This window comes from Anabaena sp. FACHB-1391, from assembly GCF_014696755.1.
GTDB lineage: Bacteria > Cyanobacteriota > Cyanobacteriia > Cyanobacteriales > Nostocaceae > Dolichospermum > Dolichospermum planctonicum.
The window spans coordinates 55879-78507 of record NZ_JACJQS010000011.1; the positions used below are offsets into that span (position 1 = coordinate 55879).

Annotated in this window: 13 protein-coding genes; 2 read left to right on the top strand and 11 right to left on the bottom strand. The window is 39.4% G+C overall.

Features of this window, described 5'->3' with window-relative positions; all coding sequences use genetic code 11:
• Nucleotides 1-187: 187 nt before the first annotated feature.
• Nucleotides 188-1609 carry an aldehyde dehydrogenase family protein gene (locus H6F62_RS07440; RefSeq protein ID WP_137906602.1) on the bottom strand — a complete coding sequence of 474 codons (1422 nt, stop codon included), beginning with the start codon at nucleotides 1607-1609 and terminating at the stop codon, nucleotides 188-190.
• A gap of 166 nt (nucleotides 1610-1775) precedes the next feature.
• Here H6F62_RS07440 and H6F62_RS07445 point away from each other — a divergent pair, with 166 nt between their 5' ends.
• Nucleotides 1776-2639: an oxaloacetate decarboxylase gene (locus tag H6F62_RS07445; RefSeq protein ID WP_137906645.1), complete on the top strand. Its 864-nt coding sequence runs from the start codon at nucleotides 1776-1778 to the stop codon at nucleotides 2637-2639.
• A gap of 132 nt (nucleotides 2640-2771) precedes the next feature.
• Nucleotides 2772-4133, top strand: coding sequence for an NAD(P)/FAD-dependent oxidoreductase (locus H6F62_RS07450; protein ID WP_190371704.1), 1362 nt, complete (start codon nucleotides 2772-2774; stop codon nucleotides 4131-4133).
• Between the two features lie 246 nt (nucleotides 4134-4379).
• On the opposite strand, the gene H6F62_RS07455 is transcribed toward H6F62_RS07450, so the two are convergent.
• The 10 genes from H6F62_RS07455 to H6F62_RS07505 all read right to left on the bottom strand — a co-directional run bounded on the left by H6F62_RS07455 (nucleotide 4380) and on the right by H6F62_RS07505 (nucleotide 22589).
• On the bottom strand, nucleotides 4380-4571 hold the full coding sequence (locus H6F62_RS07455) for a hypothetical protein (protein ID WP_190371705.1): 192 nt from the start codon (nucleotides 4569-4571) through the stop codon (nucleotides 4380-4382).
• A gap of 224 nt (nucleotides 4572-4795) precedes the next feature.
• Nucleotides 4796-4942: a hypothetical protein gene (locus tag H6F62_RS07465; RefSeq protein WP_168357108.1), complete on the bottom strand. Its 147-nt coding sequence runs from the start codon at nucleotides 4940-4942 to the stop codon at nucleotides 4796-4798.
• Complete coding sequence (locus tag H6F62_RS07470) at nucleotides 4929-5333, bottom strand: hypothetical protein (RefSeq protein WP_190371706.1); 405 nt, start codon at nucleotides 5331-5333, stop codon at nucleotides 4929-4931. Before H6F62_RS07470 ends, H6F62_RS07465 begins: the two co-directional genes overlap by 14 nt.
• A gap of 61 nt (nucleotides 5334-5394) precedes the next feature.
• On the bottom strand, nucleotides 5395-9072 hold the full coding sequence (locus tag H6F62_RS07475; RefSeq protein WP_190371707.1) for a Calx-beta domain-containing protein: 3678 nt from the start codon (nucleotides 9070-9072) through the stop codon (nucleotides 5395-5397).
• Between the two features lie 283 nt (nucleotides 9073-9355).
• Nucleotides 9356-13645, bottom strand: coding sequence for a Calx-beta domain-containing protein (locus H6F62_RS07480; protein WP_190371708.1), 4290 nt, complete (start codon nucleotides 13643-13645; stop codon nucleotides 9356-9358).
• A gap of 761 nt (nucleotides 13646-14406) precedes the next feature.
• Nucleotides 14407-15696, bottom strand: coding sequence for a Glu/Leu/Phe/Val dehydrogenase (locus tag H6F62_RS07485; RefSeq protein ID WP_190371709.1), 1290 nt, complete (start codon nucleotides 15694-15696; stop codon nucleotides 14407-14409).
• 702 nt (nucleotides 15697-16398) lie between these two features.
• Nucleotides 16399-17883 (bottom strand): carotenoid oxygenase family protein, encoded by a 1485-nt coding sequence (locus H6F62_RS07490; RefSeq protein ID WP_190371710.1) that lies wholly within the window; start codon nucleotides 17881-17883, stop codon nucleotides 16399-16401.
• 25 nt (nucleotides 17884-17908) lie between these two features.
• Nucleotides 17909-19246: a folate/biopterin family MFS transporter gene (locus H6F62_RS07495; RefSeq protein ID WP_190371711.1), complete on the bottom strand. Its 1338-nt coding sequence runs from the start codon at nucleotides 19244-19246 to the stop codon at nucleotides 17909-17911.
• 516 nt (nucleotides 19247-19762) lie between these two features.
• A complete protein-coding gene (locus H6F62_RS07500) occupies nucleotides 19763-20311 on the bottom strand; it encodes a Uma2 family endonuclease (RefSeq protein ID WP_190371712.1) in 549 nt (182 codons plus the stop codon).
• A 271-nt stretch (nucleotides 20312-20582) separates the two neighbouring features.
• Nucleotides 20583-22589, bottom strand: a complete 2007-nt coding sequence (locus tag H6F62_RS07505) for a DUF4157 domain-containing protein (protein WP_199306401.1) — start codon at nucleotides 22587-22589, stop codon at nucleotides 20583-20585.
• Nucleotides 22590-22629: the final 40 nt, after the last annotated feature.

A 22629-nucleotide genomic window follows, 5' to 3' on the forward strand; every position in this document is an offset into this window, starting at 1 on the left:
ATATTAAGTAGGGTGTGTTACGGCTTGAGAATATTTGTTACCTTTAAAGATTAATGATTAGCCGTAACGCACCTTATATGTCCGTGGGTTATGCTGACGCTAACAAACCCTACTACTTACTACTATTTAAGTTTACTTTATCTTTGTTTTACTACATTTTTGCTAAACAGGCTCATATCCTATATGGTTAATTTCCATCATTAAACCACCAAGGATCTTTACTAGAGTTAGTTTTCATCAAAAATGCTTTTTTTCGTAAGAAGCGATTTAAACCCATTGTACCAATCCGTGAACCTCCCAAACCAGAAAATTTAAAAGCATTTCTGTCTCCTTCATTAATTAATGAACTTAAACCAGCATCATTAATACTAATAGTACCAGCTTCTATTTGATTGGCAACTTCTATTGCTAATTCGTCTGATTCTGCAAATACAGCAGCACTAAGTCCATAAATAGAATCATTGGCTAAATTTATCGCTTCTTCAAGATTAGCAAAAGACATCACAGGCATAATCGGTCCAAATGTTTCTTCAGTCATTATCTGCATGGAATGGTTAACTTGAGTGATAACTGTGGGACGACACCACCAACCTCCACCTAATTCTTCTACTTTACCACCACAGTGAATTACAGCCCCTTTTAACATAGCATCTTGTAAATGATCATTAATAATAGCTGCTTGTTTTTCAGAAATAATTGGACCAATTTCACCACTGTCAATAGTTGGGTAGGCTAGTTTTAATTGATGGGCTTTAGTCACTAATTGATGATAAAATTCTTCAAATATAGATTCAGCAACATAAATTCTTTCAATGGCTGAACATGACTGTCCTGTATTAGTTACAGAAGCCCATAAAATTGCTGAAGTTGCTAAATCTAAATCCGCTGATTTTAAAACAATAGCCGGGTCTTTTCCTCCCAATTCTAAAAAAGCTGGAATAAAATTAATTGCCGCATTTTCAGCGACTAAACGCCCAGTTTCCACACTCCCTGTAAAACAAATTAAATCTACATCTTCAATTAAAGCTGCTCCTGTTTGTGCTCCTCCTTCCACAAAATTTAAAACCTCTCTTAATTGGGGTATATTGTTTACGGAAGTCATTAAAGGAGCGACAAAACGAGGAGTTATTTCACTGGGTTTAACTATCACAGCACAACCAGCTAATAAGGCAGGAATTGTATCAATGGTAGACAAAGATAGGGGAAAGTTCCAAGGACTAATTACGCCAACAAGAGGATAAGGAACAGCAGTTTGTTGTAAGGAAATAAAAGGAATAGATGTATTTTTTGCCGTGCTTTGTAGTAATTGCGGAGCTAAGTTACACCATTTATCAATATTAGCAAGAAATGAATCTATTTCCATGATTGATGTTGATAATCTACCCGTATCACTAACTAAAGCTTCTGTTAATTGAGTCCGTTCTGATAATATAGCTTGTTTCCATTTTTTTAAGGCCGCAATTCTTTCCTCAACTGCTAATTTTTGCCAGATAATTTGTCCTCTCCGCAGCCTGTGACATTGCTGGGAAAGTAATTTTGGTGGTGGAGGAACAATGACATAATCAAATTTACCTGTGCGGGGGTTGCGAACTTCTATGGGTTTACTCATTTGTGATTAATTTAAATGTGAATTTAAAAATATTTAATTTGATTTCGCGTCAAGGAGCAAAGGAGCAAAGACGCAAAGGAAGAATTACAATCAATATTGTAGGTTTCTTAAAACGTTTTTACAGTATTTATTGTATTCTGAAAATAGTCCATTTATGGTTACTGGTATGTTGGCTGCTCAAAAACTGCGGGAATTACTCGCACTTCCTGAAATTATCGTTATTCCCGGTGTTTATGACTGTTTGAGTGCAAAATTGGTAGAAAAAGCGGGTTTTGATGTCGCTGCTACTAGCGGTTTCGGTATTGCTGCTTCTACCTTGGGTTTACCTGACTATGGTTTTCTCACGGCTACGGAAAATTTTTACAGTATCGGCCGGATAGCTAAGTCAATTAATATACCTTTAATCGCCGATTGTGATACGGGTTATGGTAACGCTTTAAATGTCATGCGAACCGTCCAAGATGCGGTTCAATTGGGTTTAGCAGGAATAATTTTAGAAGACCAAGAATGGCCGAAGAAATGCGGTCATTTTGCAGGTAAACGAGTGATTTCTATGACTGAACACGCGGGAAAAATCCGGGCTGCGGTAGAAGCGCGAGGTGATAGTAGTTTGGTGATTATAGCCCGAACTGATGCCCGCGGTCCTTTGGGTTTAGCAGAAGCTATTGACCGTGGTCAATTATATATTAATGCTGGTGCAGATGTGTTGTTTGTGGAAGCTCCCCAATCTGTGCTAGAGTTGCAAACTATAGCCGCTGCTTTTCCTCATGTACCATTAGTTGCAAATATTGTTGAAGGTGGTAAAACTCCGCCAATTTCTCCTCAAGAATTGCAAAATTTGGGGTTTAAAATTGTCTTTTTTCCTCTCACTGCACTCATGGCTGTCACTGAAGTCATGAATGTGTGTTTCCGTCATTTGAAGGCACAGGGAACTACTGATAATTTACCGGGTTTGATGAATTTCCAAGATTTTCAAGAACTCATGAATGTTCCTGAATATTTAGCTATAGAACAGTCATATCAACCATGATTTAATATTAGTAACCTTGACTACTTTTAGTATTTTTTTTAGTGTTCTCAATAAACGGCAAAACATATTATAATATTGTTACATATTTGTTAAGAAAGGTTACACGACTCTTAACAAAAGGAAATATTGTTTATGGTTGTTCCACGCGAGAATAATGCACCACATCAGGTTGTTATCATTGGTGGTGGGTTTGGTGGATTGTATGCGGCAAAGGCTTTGGCTAATACCAATGTAAATGTGACTCTGATTGATAAACGCAATTTTCACTTATTTCAGCCGCTTTTATATCAAGTTGCCACAGGTACATTATCACCTGCTGATATTTCAGCACCATTACGATCTGTATTCAGCAAAAGCAAGAATACAAAAGTGTTTTTGGGAGAAGTAACTGATATTGACCCCAAAAAACAACAAGTTATTTTAGGCGATGAAACCATACCTTATGATACATTAATTGTAGCCACAGGTGCTAACCATTCTTATTTTGGTAAAGATCACTGGAAAGAATTTGCTCCTGGTTTGAAAACTGTGGAAGATGCAATAGAAATGCGGCGGCGGATATTTTCAGCATTTGAAGCAGCAGAAAAAGAAACTGATGCCAAACAACGCCAGGCTTTCTTGACTTTTGTGATTGTAGGCGGAGGTCCAACCGGTGTAGAATTAGCCGGTGCGATCGCCGAATTGGCATACAAAACTCTTAAAGAAGATTTCCGCAACATTGACACATCAGAAACGAAAATTTTACTATTACAAGGGGGCGATCGCATTCTCCCACATATTGCCCCAGTATTATCCAAAGTAGCAGTAGAATCTTTGCAAAAGTTGGGTGTGGTTATTCATACCCAAACCAGAGTTACGAATATTGAAAATGACATTGTTACCTTCAAGCAAAACGGTGAATTGACAGAAATTCCCTCAAAAACTATATTATGGGCAGCTGGTGTTCAAGGTTCGGCTCTGGGGAAAATCCTCGCAGAACGTACAGATGTAGAGTGCGATTTCTCTGCAAGAGTCATTGTAGAACCTGACTTAACCATCAAGGATCATAAGAATATCTTCGTCATTGGAGACTTAGCCAACTTCTCCCATCAAAATGGTAAACCCTTACCCGGTGTTGCACCCGTAGCCAAACAAGAAGGAGAGTATGTAGGTAAACTCATTCAACTCCGACTTCAAGGTCACACTTTACCACAATTTAATTACAACGACGTGGGTAGTTTGGCGATGATTGGGCAAAATTTAGCTGTTGTAGATTTAGGCTTCATTAAACTCACAGGTTTTATTGCTTGGGTATTTTGGTTAATAATTCACATCTACTTCTTAATCGAGTTTGACACTAAAATAGTAGTCATAATTCAATGGGCCTGGAATTATATTACTCGTAATCGTCGCTCTCGATTGATTACAGGGAAAGAAGCTTTTTTAACACCGCAAACTGTTAACAATAGTAGTCATTCTCCGACTACAGGAAAAAAGCAACCAGTCAATCTCTAAGATTTGTGGTTTTTAGTACCACCGCATTAACCTGGATTAAAAAACCCGCCATTCCTCTCAACACTGAATCCAATTAGGTGAGGTGGATGTTGGGTTTCCTTGCGTCAACCCAACCTACAGGGTAAAATCAAGATTATTATGATACTTTCATCAGATGAATCAACCAATTTTTCACATACAGCAGTTCCCAGTATTATCAAGTACAGATATTAATAATAAAACTCTTGTGGTGCGGGCATACTATGGCTAACGCCACGCTACGCGAACGACCAATCTCAGTACAAGTCTTGCCCGCACAAGGTGTACCTCACTCAAAGCTACTTGCTGTAAATTATCAAAATCAAGTTGAAAATCAAGTTGAAAATCAAGTTGCATGAGTTCAAAAGCCTCAGACAATTTTCCTTCTTCTATATAAAAAACTTCCCTATCAAATGACATATCTAAATTCCAGTAATAATACTTTTATACATAATTTCAACTCTCTCAAATATCCCTCTGTCACCAGTTTCTGGATTATCAGGATGATATATTTTAGAAAGTCTATAATAAGCAGATTTTATTTCTTCTTTTGTAGCTGTCTTTGGATCTAGTCCAAAAACCTGCCAAGGTTTGAAGTAGTTAAATATACAGCGTTTTCCGCTCTGATGAAGTACAAAGTTGAATCATGAAACTCTTGTGGTGCGGGCATCTTGCCCGCTAGATATGTACCTCATAACACCGGGAAGTGCTGTATTAATCCCATTAATACAGCCATATCCTTGTTGATTTTCTTCTCCTGATAAAATACCAACAAATTTACGATATAGCATTTCTCATGTTAATTTTAAAGCGAAAGTCAATCTTTTCCATCCCATCTGTTGCCATTATAAAAGCACCACAATTCTTTAATTCCTGCGTATTTTTCACATTAAATCTATAATATACAGCTTGCTTTAATTCCTCTATTTTAAGTGATACAACAGTTATTTTTGATTTTGGTTGAGAACTTTGGATAATAAAACAAGCAAATTGCTCCAAGATTTTAGTATCAACCCGACTCACCTTGGAAAGACGAATAATTTCATCATGTACTTGTTGGTTTAGAAGTAGTGGAGTCATTTCTTTTCGGCTACATCTTTTAACTCCGGGTTTCCATTCAATCAATGTCCCCAGTAGGGGCGAACGGCAGTTCGCCCGTACAAACACATCGTTTCCATTCAATTAATGTCCCCAGCGAGTGGCGACAAGCCCTGTAGGGGCTTTCCTGCCGTTCGCCCTACCCCTATGCTATTACTATGAAGTCTGCCGCCGTTAAAGTTGTCGGTATATTCAACAAATCCGCAAAAGTCCCACCAGTTCCTAAACCCGCTGCAATCCCATTTTGATTGTAGAATAAGTAACCAGTCTCACTACTATAAACAATAAACGCAGCTTGAGTATCAACTAAAGCATCATCAATAACCACCGCCAAATCACTAATTTGACTCAAACCAGTATTTGGATTTACAACACTTTGAAGAGCATTAAAAGTGGTTTTACTCAAGACAAACTTATCTCCCGTAGTAAAATCAGAAATCAGGTCTAAGCCAATATCACTAGCATCATAGGCTCTACCACTACTATAAATAAATCGGTCAGTCCCCGCATCACCAGTGAGAATATCATCACCCACACCTCCCGTTAAACTATCATTACCGCCATTACCTCGCAGATTATCATTCCCTAATCCTCCCACTAAGCTATTATCAAGGGGATTACCCGTTAACCTATCAGCACCATTACCACCAATAATATCTTCTATAACATTATTAGCAGCAAGAGTTAAACGAAGATTATTAGTAACAACCGTTTGAGTTGTTGTTACTCCTAAATTCAGAGTAGCAGCCCCAGTTGTACCAGTTAAGTCAATAACATCAACTCCACCCGTTGGAGTTTCCTGAATAGTATCACTACCCAAGGGTGTGGTGGCATCAAAACGATAGGTATCATTCCCATCACGACCTTCTAAAGTGTTGTTATTACTGTTTCCTGTGAGGATATTGTTACCTATATTCCCAGTGCCATTAATAGCATTAGCACCAGTAAGTTGCAGATTTTCTACATCAGCAGGTAATGCGAAAGATCTACTGTCTTCCATGGTATCCGTAATAGTGATCACAGTATTAGCATTAACAACCACAGCCCCAACAGGATCAGACAATACTAAATTAAATGTTTCATTGGGTTCGTTGAAGCTGTTATTAACAATGGTAATATCACGAGGTTCCGTAGTTGCACCCGCAGGAATAGTTAAAGTCCCACTCACAGGAATATAATCACTATTGGCTGTGGCTGTACCCGCAGTGATACTGTATTTAACGCTAACATCTTTATTTGAAGGGGTGCTAAGGGTGAAAGTCATAGTTGCTTTACTATCACGTCCTTCCACAACAGTGAGATTATTCACAGTTAAAGTTGGAACATCATCATTCGTAATCGTACCGGTACCTACTCCAACTCCTATGGTGGCATTAACAGGGTTTGAAAGATTGACTTTAAAAGTTTCGTTGTCTTCTACCAACGTATCCCCATTAACAATAACAATCAGAGGTTTAATGGTTTCACCGGGGTTAAATGTAATTGGTCCCGTTTGGGTAATATAATCAGTACCAGCAACAGTATCAACGTCACTCGTTTGATAATCAACGGTAATGGTTTGACTACTGGGGTTAGAAAGAGTCACCGCAAAGTTAAAGGTTGTTGTCCCACTATCACCTTCCATTAAAGTCACATCACTAATACTGATTTGCGGTTGGGGGTCATCATCAGTAATGGTAACTGTAGCAGATTGATCCGTGCCTAGACTATAACCTGTACCGGGGTTGAGGGTGAGAATAACATCTTCATTACCTTCAAATATGTTATCATCCGTTGGAGTTACATTGACAGTTGTGGTATTGCTATTTACCCCAAAAGTTGCTGTTGCGGGAGAAGTGTAGTCAGTGCCATTAATTCCCGTTCCTGTTAAACTAAAGTAGACGGTGAGGGGAATGTTAGTTACGCCTTGACGAGTTATGGTAAAGACTCCAAGGTCGGGAGTAGTACCAGGTGGGGTTTCTGCCGCGTCCGCATCAGTCGCAATGACGGTTATAGCAGTATCATCATTGTGAATTTTACCGTAACCTTCTCCATCTTTAATCAAAGCCCCAGCAGGATTTAAGAGGTTGACTTTAAAAAGTTCATCGTTTTCTGCTGACGTATCCCCATTGACGGTAATATCCACAGTCTTACGAACTTCACCGGGGTTAAATATAATTTGTCCGTTTTTAATAAGATAGTCAGCATCAGCAACAGTAGCATCAAGGTCACTCGTTTGATAATCAACAGTAATAGTTTGGCTACTGGGGTTGGTAAGTGTCACTTCAAAGGTCAAGGTTGTTGTCCCACTATTACCTTCTGTGACATTCGCATCATTAATACTGATTTCCGGTCGGGGGTCATTATCAACAATGGTAATAGTAGGACTATTACTCGTTCCCACTGTGTAACCAGTACCCGTTAACAGGTTGAAAATTACCGTTTCATTAACTTCAAAAATTCGATCATCAGTAGGATTAACAAAAATAATGGCTGTACTACTCCCAGAGGCAAAGGCAGCAACACCGTTTAATGTACTGTAATCTGTACCATTGGTAGCTGTTCCTGATAAGCTGTAATTAACAGTAAGAGGTCTAGTAGTGCTACCCGTGCGGTTGAGTTGGAAAATACCCGGAGCTCCTGACTCCGTAGCTTGAGTATAGATGGGAGTAACAGTCACACCAGGCGAGTCATCGTTTCTAATTATGCCGATACCTTCATTTTTTCCCAAAGTAGCATTAACAGCATTGGTCAACAGAACAGTAAAGGCTTCGTTAATTTCACCAACTGTATCACCATTAATGGTAATCGGTAGGGTTTTAGTTGTTTGTCCAGGAGTGAAAGTAATAGTTCCGGTTGTGGCTACATAATCATTATTAGCAGTTGTGGCATCATCATCAACGGTTTGGTAATTCACGCTGATAGTTTGACTGCTGGGGTTAGAAAGACTGACAGTAAAAGTAGCATTCCTTGTACCGCTATTGCCTTCAGTGATAGCGACATCATTAATAGAGACTTGGGGAATAGCGTCATTATCAGCTATAGTTACCGTGGCTGTTTGAGGAGTTCCCAGAGTATAACCAGTGCCAGTAGCCAGAGCCAGAGTTACAGTTTCGTTACCTTCAAAGATGAGGTCGTCCGTAGGTGTAACCGTAATGGTTGTAGTCGTACTTCCAGCGGGAAAAGTAGCAGTCCCCGTTAATCTCAGATAGTCTGTACCATTAGTAGCCGTACCGCCAATAGTATAATTAACCGTTAGAGAACCACTAAAATTAGAACGACGCAGAGTAAAACTCCCAGGTGTATTATTTTCGTTGGCGTTAATGGGTGTACTTACCACAGAAATTACGGGCAGATTTTGTTCTATTGCTACTGCTTGTCCAGCTAAAGTAACTACAGCCTGGTCATTCTCAGTTTGCAAACGAGCGATATCCCACGGACTCAAATCTTCTCCCATTACCACCGCAGCAAAATATTCACCTTCATCTCCGGCGGTGTCTTGGTAATTCAGGATACTATCAAGATAATGCCCGTATTCTTCCAGAAATACCGCTGTAATAGCGTTTAAATCAGCGGTTTTGATTAATTCCTCCGATAAATAGAGGGTATTGGTAGCCGCCGCAAAAGCACCTCTAGCGTTGTTTATTTGACTACTAAGGATAATTTCTAAATTGGGTAACGTGCCAAAATTCCCAGTTAACCAAGCCTGTTTTAGTAGTACAGTGTCTTCTCCTGTAACACCAAATATTTTTTGTAATGAAATATCAAAATCAGTACGACCAGCAAACTTACGTAATTTAGTCAGAGCGGTTTTAAGGATAGATTGCCAATTATGATTAGTCATGACAGTATACACCTGATAAGTTGTTAATATTCTAAACTAGTAGTTAGTGATTTTTCCAGAAGCAGATCAATAATTTCCCGTATTAACGATTATCTATAGCTGCTTATTAGCATATACAGTCATAAACAATAGTTGTAGAATGCGTCAGATATCAACAAGGATACCCAAGGAATGGGAGAAGAAGGACTTGTTACCACATATAACTCTGGGTTTCCATTCAATTAATGTCCCCAGCGAGTGGCGACAAGCCCTGTAGGGGCTTTCCTGCCGTTCGCCCCTACCCCTATGCTATTACTATAAAGTCTGCTGTCGTTAAAGTTGTTGGTGGATTAAACAAATTTGCAAAAGCCGCACCAGTTCCTAAACCCGCTGTAATCCCATTTTGATTGTAGAATAAGTTACCACTCCCACTACTATAAACAATAAACGCAGCTTGAGTATCAACTAAATCATCATCATCAACTACCGCCAAATCACTACCTTGACTCAAACCATTACCTAGGATGCTTTGAAGAACATTAAAAGTAGTTTTACTCAAAACAAACTTATCTGTTCCTGTAGTAAAATCTAAAATCAGGTCTAAGCCAATATCACCAGCATCATAGGCTCTACCACTACTATAAATAAATCGGTCAGTCCCCGCATCACCAGTGAGAATATCATTACCCACACCTCCCGTTAAACTATCATCACCGCCATTACCTCGCAAATTATCATCCCCTAATCCTCCCACTAAGCTATTATCAAGGGAATTACCCGTTAACCTATCAGCACCATTACCACCAATAATATTTTCTATAACATTATTAGCAGCAAGAGTTAAACGAAGATTAGTGGTAACAACCGTTTGAGTTGTTGTTACTCCTAAATTCAGAGTAGCAGCCCCAGTTGTACCAGTTAAATCAATAACATCAACTCCACCTGTTAAGGTTTCCTGAATGGTGTCATTACCTAAGACTGTGGTAGCATTAAAACTATAGGTATCATTCCCATCACCACCTGCTAAAATGTTGTTAGCACTGTTTCCTGTGAGGACATTGTTACCTGTATTCCCAGTGCCATTAATAGCAGCAGTACCAGTCAGAGTGAGGTTTTCCACACCAGCAGGTAATGTCAAAGTTGTAATACTTTGGATGGTATCCGTAATAGTAATCACAGGATTGGGATTAACAACCACAGCCCCAACAGGATTAGACAATGCTAAATTAAATGTTTCATTGGGTTCGTTAAAGTTGTCATTAACAATGGGAATAGAAAGAGTTGCCGTAGTTGCCCCCGCAGGAATAGTTAAAGTTCCACTCACAGGAGTATAATCAATATTGGCTGTGGCTGTACCCGCAGTGGTACTGTAATTAACGCTAACCCCTTGGTTTGAAGGGGTGCTAAGGGTGAAAGTCATAATTGCGTTGTTGTCAACCCCTTCCACAACAGTGAGATTATTCACAGTTAAACTCGGAACATCATCATTATTAATCGTAGCAATACCTTCTCCATCTGCTATAGTGGCATTAACAGGGGTTGAAAGATTGACTTTAAAAGTTTCGTTGTTTTCTACCAACGTATCCCCATTGACAATAACACCCACAGTCTTACTGACCTCACCAGGGTTAAATGTAATTGTTCCCGTTTGGGTAATATAATCAGTACCAGCAACAGCAGAAACGTTACCTGTTTGATAAGCGACGGTAATGGTTTGACTACTGGGGTTAGAAAGTGTGACAGCAAAGTTAAAGGTTTTTGTGCCACTATCACCTTCTGTTAAAGTCACATCATTAATACTGATTTGCGGTTGGGATTCATTATCAGTAATGGTAATAGTGCTACTATTACTCGTTCCCACCGTATAACCAGTACCCGTTAACAGGTTGAAAATTGCCGTTTCGTTACCCTCAAATCTCGTGTCTTCAGTAGGATTAACAAAAATAATTGCTGTACTACTCCCAGATGCAAAGGTAGCAACACCGTTTAATGTACTGTAATCCGTACCATTGGTGGCTGTTCCTGATAAGCTGTAATTAACATTGAGAGATTTAGTTATGCTACCCGTGCGGTTGAGTTGGAAAATACCCGGAACTCCTGACTCCGTAGCTTGGGTATAAATAGCAGTAACAGTCACACCAGGCAAGTCATCATTTCTAATTATGCCGATACCTTCATTTTTTAACAAAGTAGCATTAACAGCATTGGTCAACAGAACAGTAAAGGCTTCATTAGCTTCACCAACTGTATCACCATTAATGGTAATCGGTAGGGTTTTAGTTGTTTGTCCAGGAGTGAAAGTAATAGTTCCGGTTGTGGCTACATAATCATTGTTAGCAGTTGTGGCATCATCATCAACGGTTTGGTAGTTCACGCTGATGGTTTGACTATTGGGATTAGAAAGACTAACAATAAAATTAGCACTCCTTGTGCCACTATTGCCTTCAGTGATGGTGACATCATTAATAGAGACTTGGGGAATAGCGTCATTATCGGCTATAGTTACCGTAGCTGTTTGAGCAGTTCCCAGAGTATAACCTGTGCCAGTAGCCAGAGTCAGAGTTACAGTTTCGTTACCTTCAAAAATGAGGTCGTCCGTAGGTGTGACGGTGATAGTCGTGGTGGAACTTCCAGCAGCAAAAGTCGCAGTCCCCGTTAATTGCGAATAGTCTATACCGTTGGTTGCGGTGCCAGTAATAGTATAGTTAACAGTCAAAGAATTGATATTGCTTTCGCTACGAGTCAAGGTAAAAACTCCTGGGTTGGGAGTAGTACCTGATACGGTTTCTCCGGCATTAGCATCTGTAGCAGCAACGGTAATTTGAGGAATAAAATTAGCTTGATATATCTCATAGTCTGTACCATCCAAGCCATACCAAACTATGTTACGTGAAATTTGGGGAACAGAATCTTCATAGCTGTTATTGGTGAGTTGAATGGTACTTGTACCATTGTAAAGGTAAATCTCATAGTCTGTACCATCGTAGCCAGACCAAACTACATTGTTACCTGAGATTGCGGTAGCATAATCATTATAAGGGTTATTGGTGAGTTGAGTGGTACTTGTCCCATTGTAAAAGAAAATCTCATAATCTGTACCATCCCAGCCATACCAAACTACATTGTTACCTGAGATTTGGGGATAATAATCATTAATGCTGTTATTGGTGAGTTGGATGGTACTTGTCCCATTGTAAAAGAAAATCTCATAATCTGTACCATCCCAGCCATACCAAACTACATTGTTACCTGAGATTTGGGGATAATAATCATTAATGCTGTTATTGGTGAGTTGGATGGTACTTGTCCCATTGTAAAAGAAAATCTCATAATCTGTACCATCGTAGCCCCACCAAACTACATTGTTACCTGAGATTGCGGGAGAATCATCATTGTAGTTGTTACTGCTGAGTTGAGTGGTACTTGTCCCATTGTAAAAGAAAATATCACCGCCACCAGACCAAACTACATTGTTACCTGAGATTTGGGGTGCAGAATCATCACGGCTGTTACTGGTAAGTTGATTGGTACTTGTCCCATTGTAAAAGAAAATCTCATTGTCATAGCCATCCGAGCCAGACCAAACTACATTGTTACCGGAGATTTGGGGAGAATCATCATTGTAGTTGTTACTGCTGAGTTGAGTGGTACTTGTCCCATTGTAAAAGAAAATCTCATCGTCATAGCCATCCGAGCCATACCAAACTACATTGTTACCGGAGATTGCAGGACTAAAATCACCACGGTTGTTATTGGTGAGTTGAGTGACTACAATATCGTTATCTGTAATCGTTAGAGTAGCAGTACTATTCGTCCCCAGGGTATAGGTTGTTCCCGTTGCCAAAGTCAGAGTAACGGTTTCGTTCCCCTCATATAAATTATCATTAATAGGGTTAACTGCCACTGTGGCAGTTGCACTTCCCGCAGCAAAAGTCACTGTTCCTGATAAACTACCATAATCTGTACCATTGGTAGCCGTACCGCCAATAGTATAATTAACCGTCAGAGAACTACTAAAATCACCAGTACGGCTGAGAGTAAAAACCCCAGGTGTACTATTTTCAATAGCATTTGTAGGAGTAGTTCCCACAGAAATCACAGGCAGATTTTGTTCTATTGCTACTGCTTGTCCAGCCAAATTAACTACAACTTGATCATTCTCAGTTTGCAAACGAGCAATATCCCACAGACTCAAATCTTCTCCCATTACCACCGCAGCAAAATATTCACCTTCGTCTCCAGCGGTGTCTTGGTAATTCAGGATACTATCAAGATAATGCCCGTATTCTTCCAGAAATACCGCTGTAATAGCGTTTAAATCAGCGGTTTTGATTAATTCCTCTGATAAATAGAGGGTATTGGTAGCCGCAGCAAAAGCACCTCTAGCGTTGTTTATTTGACTACTAGGGATAATTTCTAAATTGGGTAACGTGCCAAAATTCCCAGTTAACCAGGCCTGTTTTAGTGGTACGGTGTCTTCTCCTGTAACACCAAATATTTTTTGTAATGAAATATCAAAATCAGTGCGACCAGCAAACTTACGTAATTTAGCCAGAGCAGTTTTAAGGATAGATTGCCAATTATGATTAGTCATGACACTATACACCTGATAAGTTGTTAATATTCTAAACTAGTAGTTAGTGATTTTTCCAGAAGCAGATCAATAATTTCCCGTATTAACGATTATCTATAGCTGCTTATTAGCATATACAGTCATAAACAATAGTTGTAGAATGCGTCAGATATCAACAAGGATACCCAAGGAATGGGAGAAGAAGGACAAAAATTAGGATTTATTAGCTACAACTTGCTTAATTGTTGCTCTTAAGAGATTGCGCCAATCAGGGATTTGTTTTAATTCAATTAAATCCGACATCTCAATTTTTATTTTTAGGTAGAAACTTTCTAAGAGCTTACTGTTTTTTTTGGTTGGTATAGCAACTATCAAGCTATAGAAGCCTAGAATTTTTTTTCTATTGTTAGAATACAGCAAACAGCATCATATTATGATGATGCTTATTATTATGGTGAATATAATTTTATTTGATATGCCAAAAAAAACCCGCGGGTGCAGCGCGGGAATTAAATTGTTTTTATTGATTAATAATAGTATAGCAAAAGTAGGTAAATTATGCAAGACAATTTCTAATAATTTTTTATTTTCCCATAAATCCATTATACACAATCCCGATAGAAGTTATCAAGATTCCAGACCTCATCTTTGGGCGTTTTGAGGGCGTTTCCATTCAATTAATATCCCCGACTTTGTAGGGGTGAACGGCCGTTCACCCCTACCATTTGCGGTTCCATTCAATTAATATCCCCAGCGAGTGGGGACTTTTGTTGAAACCATAACTAAGGATATAAACCTCTATCGGTTAAGGCTTGGGCGACCCTACCTACACCTAAAGTATAAGCAGCTAACCGCAAATTTACCCCCCTTACCTTTGACTCATGAATCACTTTACGGTAAGCCTGAACCATTAAATGTTCCATTTCTTTGTTAACTCGTTCTTCGTCCCAGAACAGGTAGGAAAGACCTTGTACCCATTCTAAATAACTCACTACCACACCCCCAGCATTGGCTAAAATATCTGGTAAAACGGTAACACCACGGGCTTCTAAAGCTCGGTTAGCTTCTAAAGTTACCGGACCATTAGCAGCTTCCGCGATAAATTGCGCTTTGATTTGATTAACATTCTCTTGAGTAATTTGGTTTTCTAATGCAGCGGGAATTAGTACATCACAGGATAAAGTTAGCAAATCTGCATTACTAATAGGTTTACCTTGGGGAAATCCCACTACACTGCGGCGGTTTTCAGCAGCGTAAGCCTTAACAACGGGAATATCAAGACCAGCTTCAGAAAATATACCTCCAGCACCACTGGAAACAGCGATAATTTTCGCTCCTGCTTTATGTAGCAATTCTGCCGCAGCACCGCCCACATTACCGAAGCCTTGAATCGCTACCCGCGCTCCCGCCAAGGATTTACCATGATCTGCTAGGGATTCACGGATGATAATCATTACACCGCGTCCGGTAGCCATTTCTCGTCCTAATGAACCACCAATAGATAGAGGTTTGCCTGTAACTACTCCTGGAACAGAATGACCCACATTAACAGAGTAAGTATCCATCATCCACGCCATTTCCCGCGCTGATGTTCCCATGTCTGGAGCAGGTATATCTACCGATGGTCCAATGTCTTTAATTAATTCACTAATATAACGGCGGCTAATTCGTTCTAATTCCCCGACAGTGAACTTTTTGGGGTCTATGGGAATTCCCCCTTTCCCACCACCGTAGGGAATACCTAACAATGCACATTTCCAAGTCATGAGCATGGCCAGGGCGGAAACTTCCCGTAATGTCACCGCCTCATGGTAGCGAATACCACCTTTATATGGTCCTAAAATATCCGAATGTTGTACCCGGTGTCCGGTCAAAACCCGCACATCTCCATTATCCATTTTCACAGGTATGGAAACTGTGACAACTTTGCGGGGATAACTAAGTATTTCTACGATACTTGCATCTAATTTCAATTCTTTAGCAGCCCATTGTAAATAGCTACAAGCTTGATCATAGGGGCAAATATGCGCCGGAGAATCACTTTCCATAAGTGGGAGAGAGGTTGTTACCATAATATTTATTCCTGAGTATAGTATCTTGTCAACTGGATTCATAAGGTTAGCTTACCCTGTTTTTTGAGAAATATATAAATTTTGTAGTTTTTGTTACAATTATATTTTTTAATTATATTTTTATTTGTATGATCTTGTTGGGTTTCGTCAACCCAACCTAGGTTAAATGAATACAGCAGTTTCCGATATTATAATGATAAAACTCTTGTGGTGCGGGCATCTTGCCCGCACAAGGTGTACCTCATAAAAATGAAATCTGCTGTATGATCTTGTTGGGTTTCGTCAACCCAACCTAGGTTAAATGAATACAGCAGTTTCCGATATTATAATGATAAAACTCTTGTGGTGCGGGCATCTTGCCCGCACAAGGTGTACCTCATAAAAATGAAATCTGCTGTATGATCTTGTTGGGTTTCGTCAACCCAACCTAGGTTAAATGAATACAGCAGTTTCCGATATTATAATGATAAAACTCTTGTGGTGCGGGCATCTTGCCCGCACAAGGTGTACCTCATAAAAATGAAATCTGCTGTATGATCTTGTTGGGTTTCGTCAACCCAACCTAGGTTAAATGAATACAGCAGTTTTCGATATTATAATGATAAAACTCTTGTGGTGCGGGCATCTTGCCCGCACAAAGTGTACCTCATAAAAATGAAATCTGCTGTATGATGTTGTTGGGTTTCGTCAACCCAACCTACATTAAATGAATATTTCTGGTGTAAAACTCCCATGTAAACCGTAGGGAATATGATGTTTTAGACCTAGTTTTGCAATTCTACCTTTTGCCAAATTCTGAGCATCTAAAATCACTATCTCTGAACGATGATTTTCTGCATTGTAAACTACAACTATAATCCAACCATCATCTTCTTGTTGAGAATGTGCGCGAGGAACAAAAATTGGTTCTCCTACAAATCCTCGCGGTGCTGTACTCCAAAGTTGTTTTGTTCCTGATTCTAAATCTACCTTAAAAATGGCTTGTAATGGTGCATTCAATGTTGATTGATGAGCCGCAGCACTGTATAAATAACGGTATGGTTTACCTACGTGACGCGGGTGTATGGTGGGAAATTCAGTGGTACGAGTATCTATTAACTGATTTTGGACTTGATTCTCTAATAAATTGAGATGAAATCTCCATATTTGCGGAGGTGAATTTTTATCAAAATCAGTTTTTCGATAATCGCTATTGGGTTCAACTTCCATTAATGATTCATAACAAATAGAATCAACGATAATTTCATTTTCTAGTTCAAAAGCATTAACATGATGGAAAATGAAACCTGCTTTGGTCTCTAAAATTTTGACTTTTTCCATGGGTGTATTTGTGGTGCGAGGAATAATGATGATTTTTGTGGGTTGATTTTTTTCAACTTTAATACATTCCGCTGCACCACATATTCCTAAAGCAAAAGGTATGGGGTTAAATTTAACGGGATTTTGGAAAAAGATACAGTAATTTTCTGTAATTACAAAATCATGAATAAAACAAAAACCAGGAACTTGATGATTTTTTTTGCTGGTAACTTCTCCCTGGGTATTCAATTCAAAGATGGTAATTGTGGTTGATAATCCCGGTTTTATGGCAAAGTTAACTAATATCCCACGGGGATCAATTCGTGGGTGGGCGCTAAAGGCTTCTCCCTGGGACAAGACACCGTTAAAATATTCATTTCCTAAGGTTTCTAAGGTGTGAGGATTGAGTAAATAGGGTTCAGCTGCTTCCCATAATGCTAGGAGTTTTTTACCCCAATAAATAACGTTGGTATTGGCAATATTTTTGAGTTTAAAATCGAAAATATTAGCTAACCAACCACCGGGTTTTTGTGTGCCGAAAACCCCCCGATAAAGAATTTTTTTTGCTTTTTGTTCTGCTAAATAACCTGCTGTTTGTACAAATCGGTTACGAAAATGAGCGCGGCCATTGATAAATGTAATGCGGCTGATCATACCGTCACCATCAAAAGGATGGTGTAATCTTTCTCCATTTATATCTAATAAACCTGATCCATTTCTAAATAATGTTCCCGCTAATTCTGGGGGTATTTCTCCTTCGATATCATCAATCCAATAGTCATATTCTTCGGGAAGGGATTCATATCCACCTTGCCAATCTTTGATGGTATAGGATTTTTCTACAACTTGGTGATCTTGTTGGTGATCTTGGGTTTCTAATGTTTGCATTTTTTTGGTTGACTGTCCTGAAAGACTATATTGATGAACTATCATCAATTTCTATTGTACCATCTGGTAGCCAATTAATGAAAAATATGGGAATTAAAGAACTCAAGTTAGTAATGATGATTAGTAACCATAATAAATCAAATTGATTTTCTGTGATTCCTAACCATTTCATCATCATAGACCCTAACCAATAGGAAACTGTTCCTCCTAAATTAAATATAGACATTATTAAGGCAAAAAATGTGGCTTCTATGCCGGGAGGACAAAGCTTTGTTGCCAAGACTAGGACGGGCATAAATACAATTTGTCCAATCACTGTAATAACTAAATTATCACCTAAACTAAACCAATGATCATTTATTCCTAAAAGTCTATTGGTATGAGTTACTAATAATAAGGTTGTCATTCCTAAAGCGGTGGATATAAGAATACCCCAAGTAAAGATAATTTTAAAGGAGATAGTTTTAAAGTAACGCTGAAAAGCCCACACTCCCACTAAAGAAGCAAAACTTGTTATTAATCTCACTCGTCCTAAAAATTCTGGTTGAAATTGTAGTTCGTTGGTTGTAAAATAGAAAAACGCTGATTCGGCATTTGGTGTAGCGTGCCAAACAAATATAAATACTGTTGGTAGTAAAACTGCTTTTTTTGTGATTGCTTGACGTATTTGTACTAATTGATATTTAATATGATCGTAATTGTTTTTTTGATCATCTTTGTTCATGGGTTTTTCTGTAATTAACCAAGCGACAAATGAGGTGATTATAGGAAATAATGCCGTGATTAAAAATACTGTACGAGTGGTAAAGTATTCTAAAAGTAGGCCGCTAAAGTAAGCTGTACATAAGCTACCAATGGCTGAAATAGCCCAGCAAAGAGATTGTAAAGAACCTAATTTTTCTGCTGATTCTGATCTGGCTCTTTCCACTACTATGGAATCAACTATCACATCACTAAGAGCAACGGAAAAAGAAGAAAGGAGAATCATCATTGTTGCAATTGAGCCACTATTAACTATTGTTCCTAAACTCAACCAAGCTGCACTACCGATAATTCCCGATAGGAATATATAAGTTTTTCTATGGTAGCCAAATAATGGTAAAATATCAGCAATAAAACCATATAATGGTTTAATCATCCAAGGTATGGTACTGATACCGATAATTGCGGACATTTGTACTGGACTTAATAACAATTCATCTTTGAGAAAAAAGCTAACAGCTAACCGGGATAACATTAATATCCCTTGGACAAAATATATAGTCAGAATTGCAATTAACTCAGGAGTAAGTTTATTTCCTAAAAGAATTTGCTCAATTAGTGAATCTTTAAGTTTTGGCAATTTGGCAGATTCATTTAACATTGAAATCAATATTTTTTAATTTTCATTTACTTCTATATCATATCGAGATTTTTAAAATATTGTCTAAATTGTCTAAATTGTCTAAATTGTCTAAATTGACCTTAATTACATTCCACAAATCTCAAAGCATATTTGCAAGGTTATAAACTATACTAAAATCCCTGTTTCTGCCCCTCTTTTACCTCTTCATTGTCACAAAACAGACCTTTTGCCTCTCCTCGCAAGCAAGCAGGGCGTTTTCATTCTCGAAGGTAAAGAAGAAAAGAATAGTGATCTTTTCTTGATCAAATCAAAAAGAGATCACTAGTGTTTCAATTTTTAAATAGTGAATTGCTAAGTATCTTTTCCTTAACCTAACCTACAAGATCGGCGAACTGCTTGCAGCAGCGCAACGCTTACGCACTTTTTGGTAGGATGTGTTAGCGATCACGTAACGCACAAATATTAAGATCAAAATGCGCTGCTTTGGTACAAAAAACTGAAATTTTGGATGATAATTCTATTTAATCCAGATTTCTAAGCTTGTTGTTGGGTTAGGGCAATGATTGTCTCTACTGTAAAATCAGAAATGTTATCTAAAGTAGGAAGTTGATCATTTCCTGCATAAATTAAGGGTAATTCCTGTTTTTCCCAAACCCAAATTTGTCGGCGTTGAATGTCAATTAACCAAGCGAGTAGAGTTCCGTTACTTAGGCAATGCAAAATTTTACTTTGTAGATCTAACATACTTTGATTGGGAGAGCGAATTTCAATTAGCCAGTCGGGTGAACCTTGAAAGGGTCCATCTTCATCGGAAAGTCGATCCCGTTGAATGATAGCAATATCAGGAACAGGAGAAAGGGGCGGAACAATGCAACGGAGTTCTTGAATGGCTTCGTAGGATTGGGTTCGGTTGTTAATTTGGTTAACTAGGTTACGTTGAAGACGGGAATGAAAAAGGGTGGGCATCGGTTTTTGTTGGGCTTTCCCTTGAATAAACTCCCAGGCGGGTGAGCTTTCAATGTTGGGTTGTTGGAGAAAGGCTTCTAGGTTGTCTAAGGTGTTTGTACGAGGAGGAGATTGCATTGTAAATTTATGATTTTACTGATAGTTAATTTACAAATTATTTTTCGGCGATCGCCTTATAACTTTAGCCGATCTGTCGGGTGAAAAGTAGCCATCTTTATGTTGCGTTATATTATGTTGCCTTACATCCCACATTCTGCACCCGACAGGGGCAGCGATCGCACTTTTTAGTAGGGTGTGTTAGCGCAGCGTAACGCACCGATACCTCCCATACTTATGTTGCGTTACATTTCATTAACGCAGCCGACAAGATCGGCGATCGCACTGTTTCTCATTTTGTTTTGTTACGCAAAGCCTCATTCTCAGAAAGCTTCGCTTCTATCAAATCTTTCTTCAGATTTCCCCACTCTACTGTATTAGAATTTGCGGGATTCGGGATGAACTGACCTACTAGAATGTCAACACCAGTAGAATCCTTGAGCCATAACCCCGATCCTTCAGGAACATTCATACGGCCTATATGATACTCTTGGTTAATCGTACCAAATGCGGTTTGTAATCTAGAGCTAGGCTTTGTCATACCCATATTTGTTAGCGGATCTTCCTTATTCTTCTTCTGGTCAGCCGTCAGTGTTGTCAACATACCCTGATCGACCTTGGCTCTGGCAATAAATTGAGTCAGAATCTCAATCTTTTTGGACAAGGAAGTAAGCATCTGGCCTGAATCCTTCGCTCCAGCTTTTTCTGCTAGTGTTTGCAATAAAACTGGATCACCAATAGTTGTTTGGATATCTAATAGCTTGTTCTCAGCCCAACTTTTGACGTTGCCGTGAACTGGTACTTTAACGTCAGCTAATTTATTCTCAGGAATTGCTATTTTCATATAAAAGACATTTGGCACAGCTTTAAGCGTCCGTCCTTTATCATCAGCAGCAGTATCATAGACATATGAGCTATGAGCATCTGCTTTTGCCATTGTTCCATCCGCCTTCAAAGTGCCTGCTTGATAACCTCCATAGTCAAGCCCAAAATTGGCAGTAGCTTCTTCCCCAGTAAGTCCTTGATCGTAGTTCTTCTCATGGGCAACTGACCCGCCCACTAATGTCCCCTGTTTATGATTCTGCTTGATTTCCAAAATAGTTTGGATTGTTGAGTCGGGAATGATTTTGTTGATTGTCATGCCAGGCAGTATGTATGACATAAACTTTGAGTTGACAACGATGAGATTCCACATCTGTTCATCTTGAAGATCTTGCCCGCCATTTGCTAACTCTAGTACGCTCGCCGAAGCAGTATCATCGTATTTGGTCAGTCTGACTAGATTCATTAAAGTCTGCGACATTACTTCAGGTGCTGCTTGACCTTCACCTGCTGTAAAATTATTAACATTTTCATTTCTTCCGTCCCCTCCTCGCGCAAGTTCCTCTGCCATCCCTTGACCATGCTTCTTACCAGCTACGAGTTTTTGCTGACTAGCTTTTGAGCCAATGTGTTTTTCTAACATAGCGATTACACTGGGATCAAATTTTCGCTGTAGGGATTGTGTGAATGCAGAGTTCGTATTAATTGATGTGGAGTTCTGTTCTACTTGACGCTGTACTGCTCCACCATTTTGCTGTACTACATGGGTTAACTCATGGGCAATCAGTTCCTGCCCACCCCGACTTCTTGGCTGATATTCCCCCCGCTTAAAAAACAAATCCTGTCCGGTTGTAAATGCCCGCGCACCCACTGCACGGTTCAACCCATCCGCCCGCCCATCCGTATGCACCCGCACCTCACTAAAATCCGCCCCCATCGCCTCACCCATCTTCAACCGCATCTCAGGGGCTAACGGTTGCCCTCCCCCCCGCGCACGATTAATTTCCGATTCCAAATCGCTTGATACTTCCCCACCCGCGCTCATCTCTTTTCGTTGAATAGGAGCGATGGGCTTCAATTGTAATTCATCCTCATCTTCCTTTCGTTGGACAGACTGCCCTTCGGTTGATGAATTAGAAACAGGAGCATGGATTCGTTGCACCACCTGAGCCGCCACCTGATCCGCCTCTTGCTCATAGCGGTCATTCGCTTCACCAACCACCATCTTTGCCTGCATGGGAGCTAAGGAATGGGATAAACCGCGAAAACTCGGTTTCCCTTGGATCATTGACTGAAATTGACCCGATTGCGAAAAATCCGACCCGATTTGTTGCCGAAAAGCCGCACTCGCCGCCCGACTGCCATAAACTTCCTGAAACTCATCAATGGGATCGCGGACAGAAGCACGAGAAGCAACATTCGATACAGCTTGCTCTGCTTTAGATAGAGAATGCTTGTGAAGTCTCGTTTGCACCATGACTCTTTTCTCCCGTTATCTCAAAAAATTGATAAAAGCT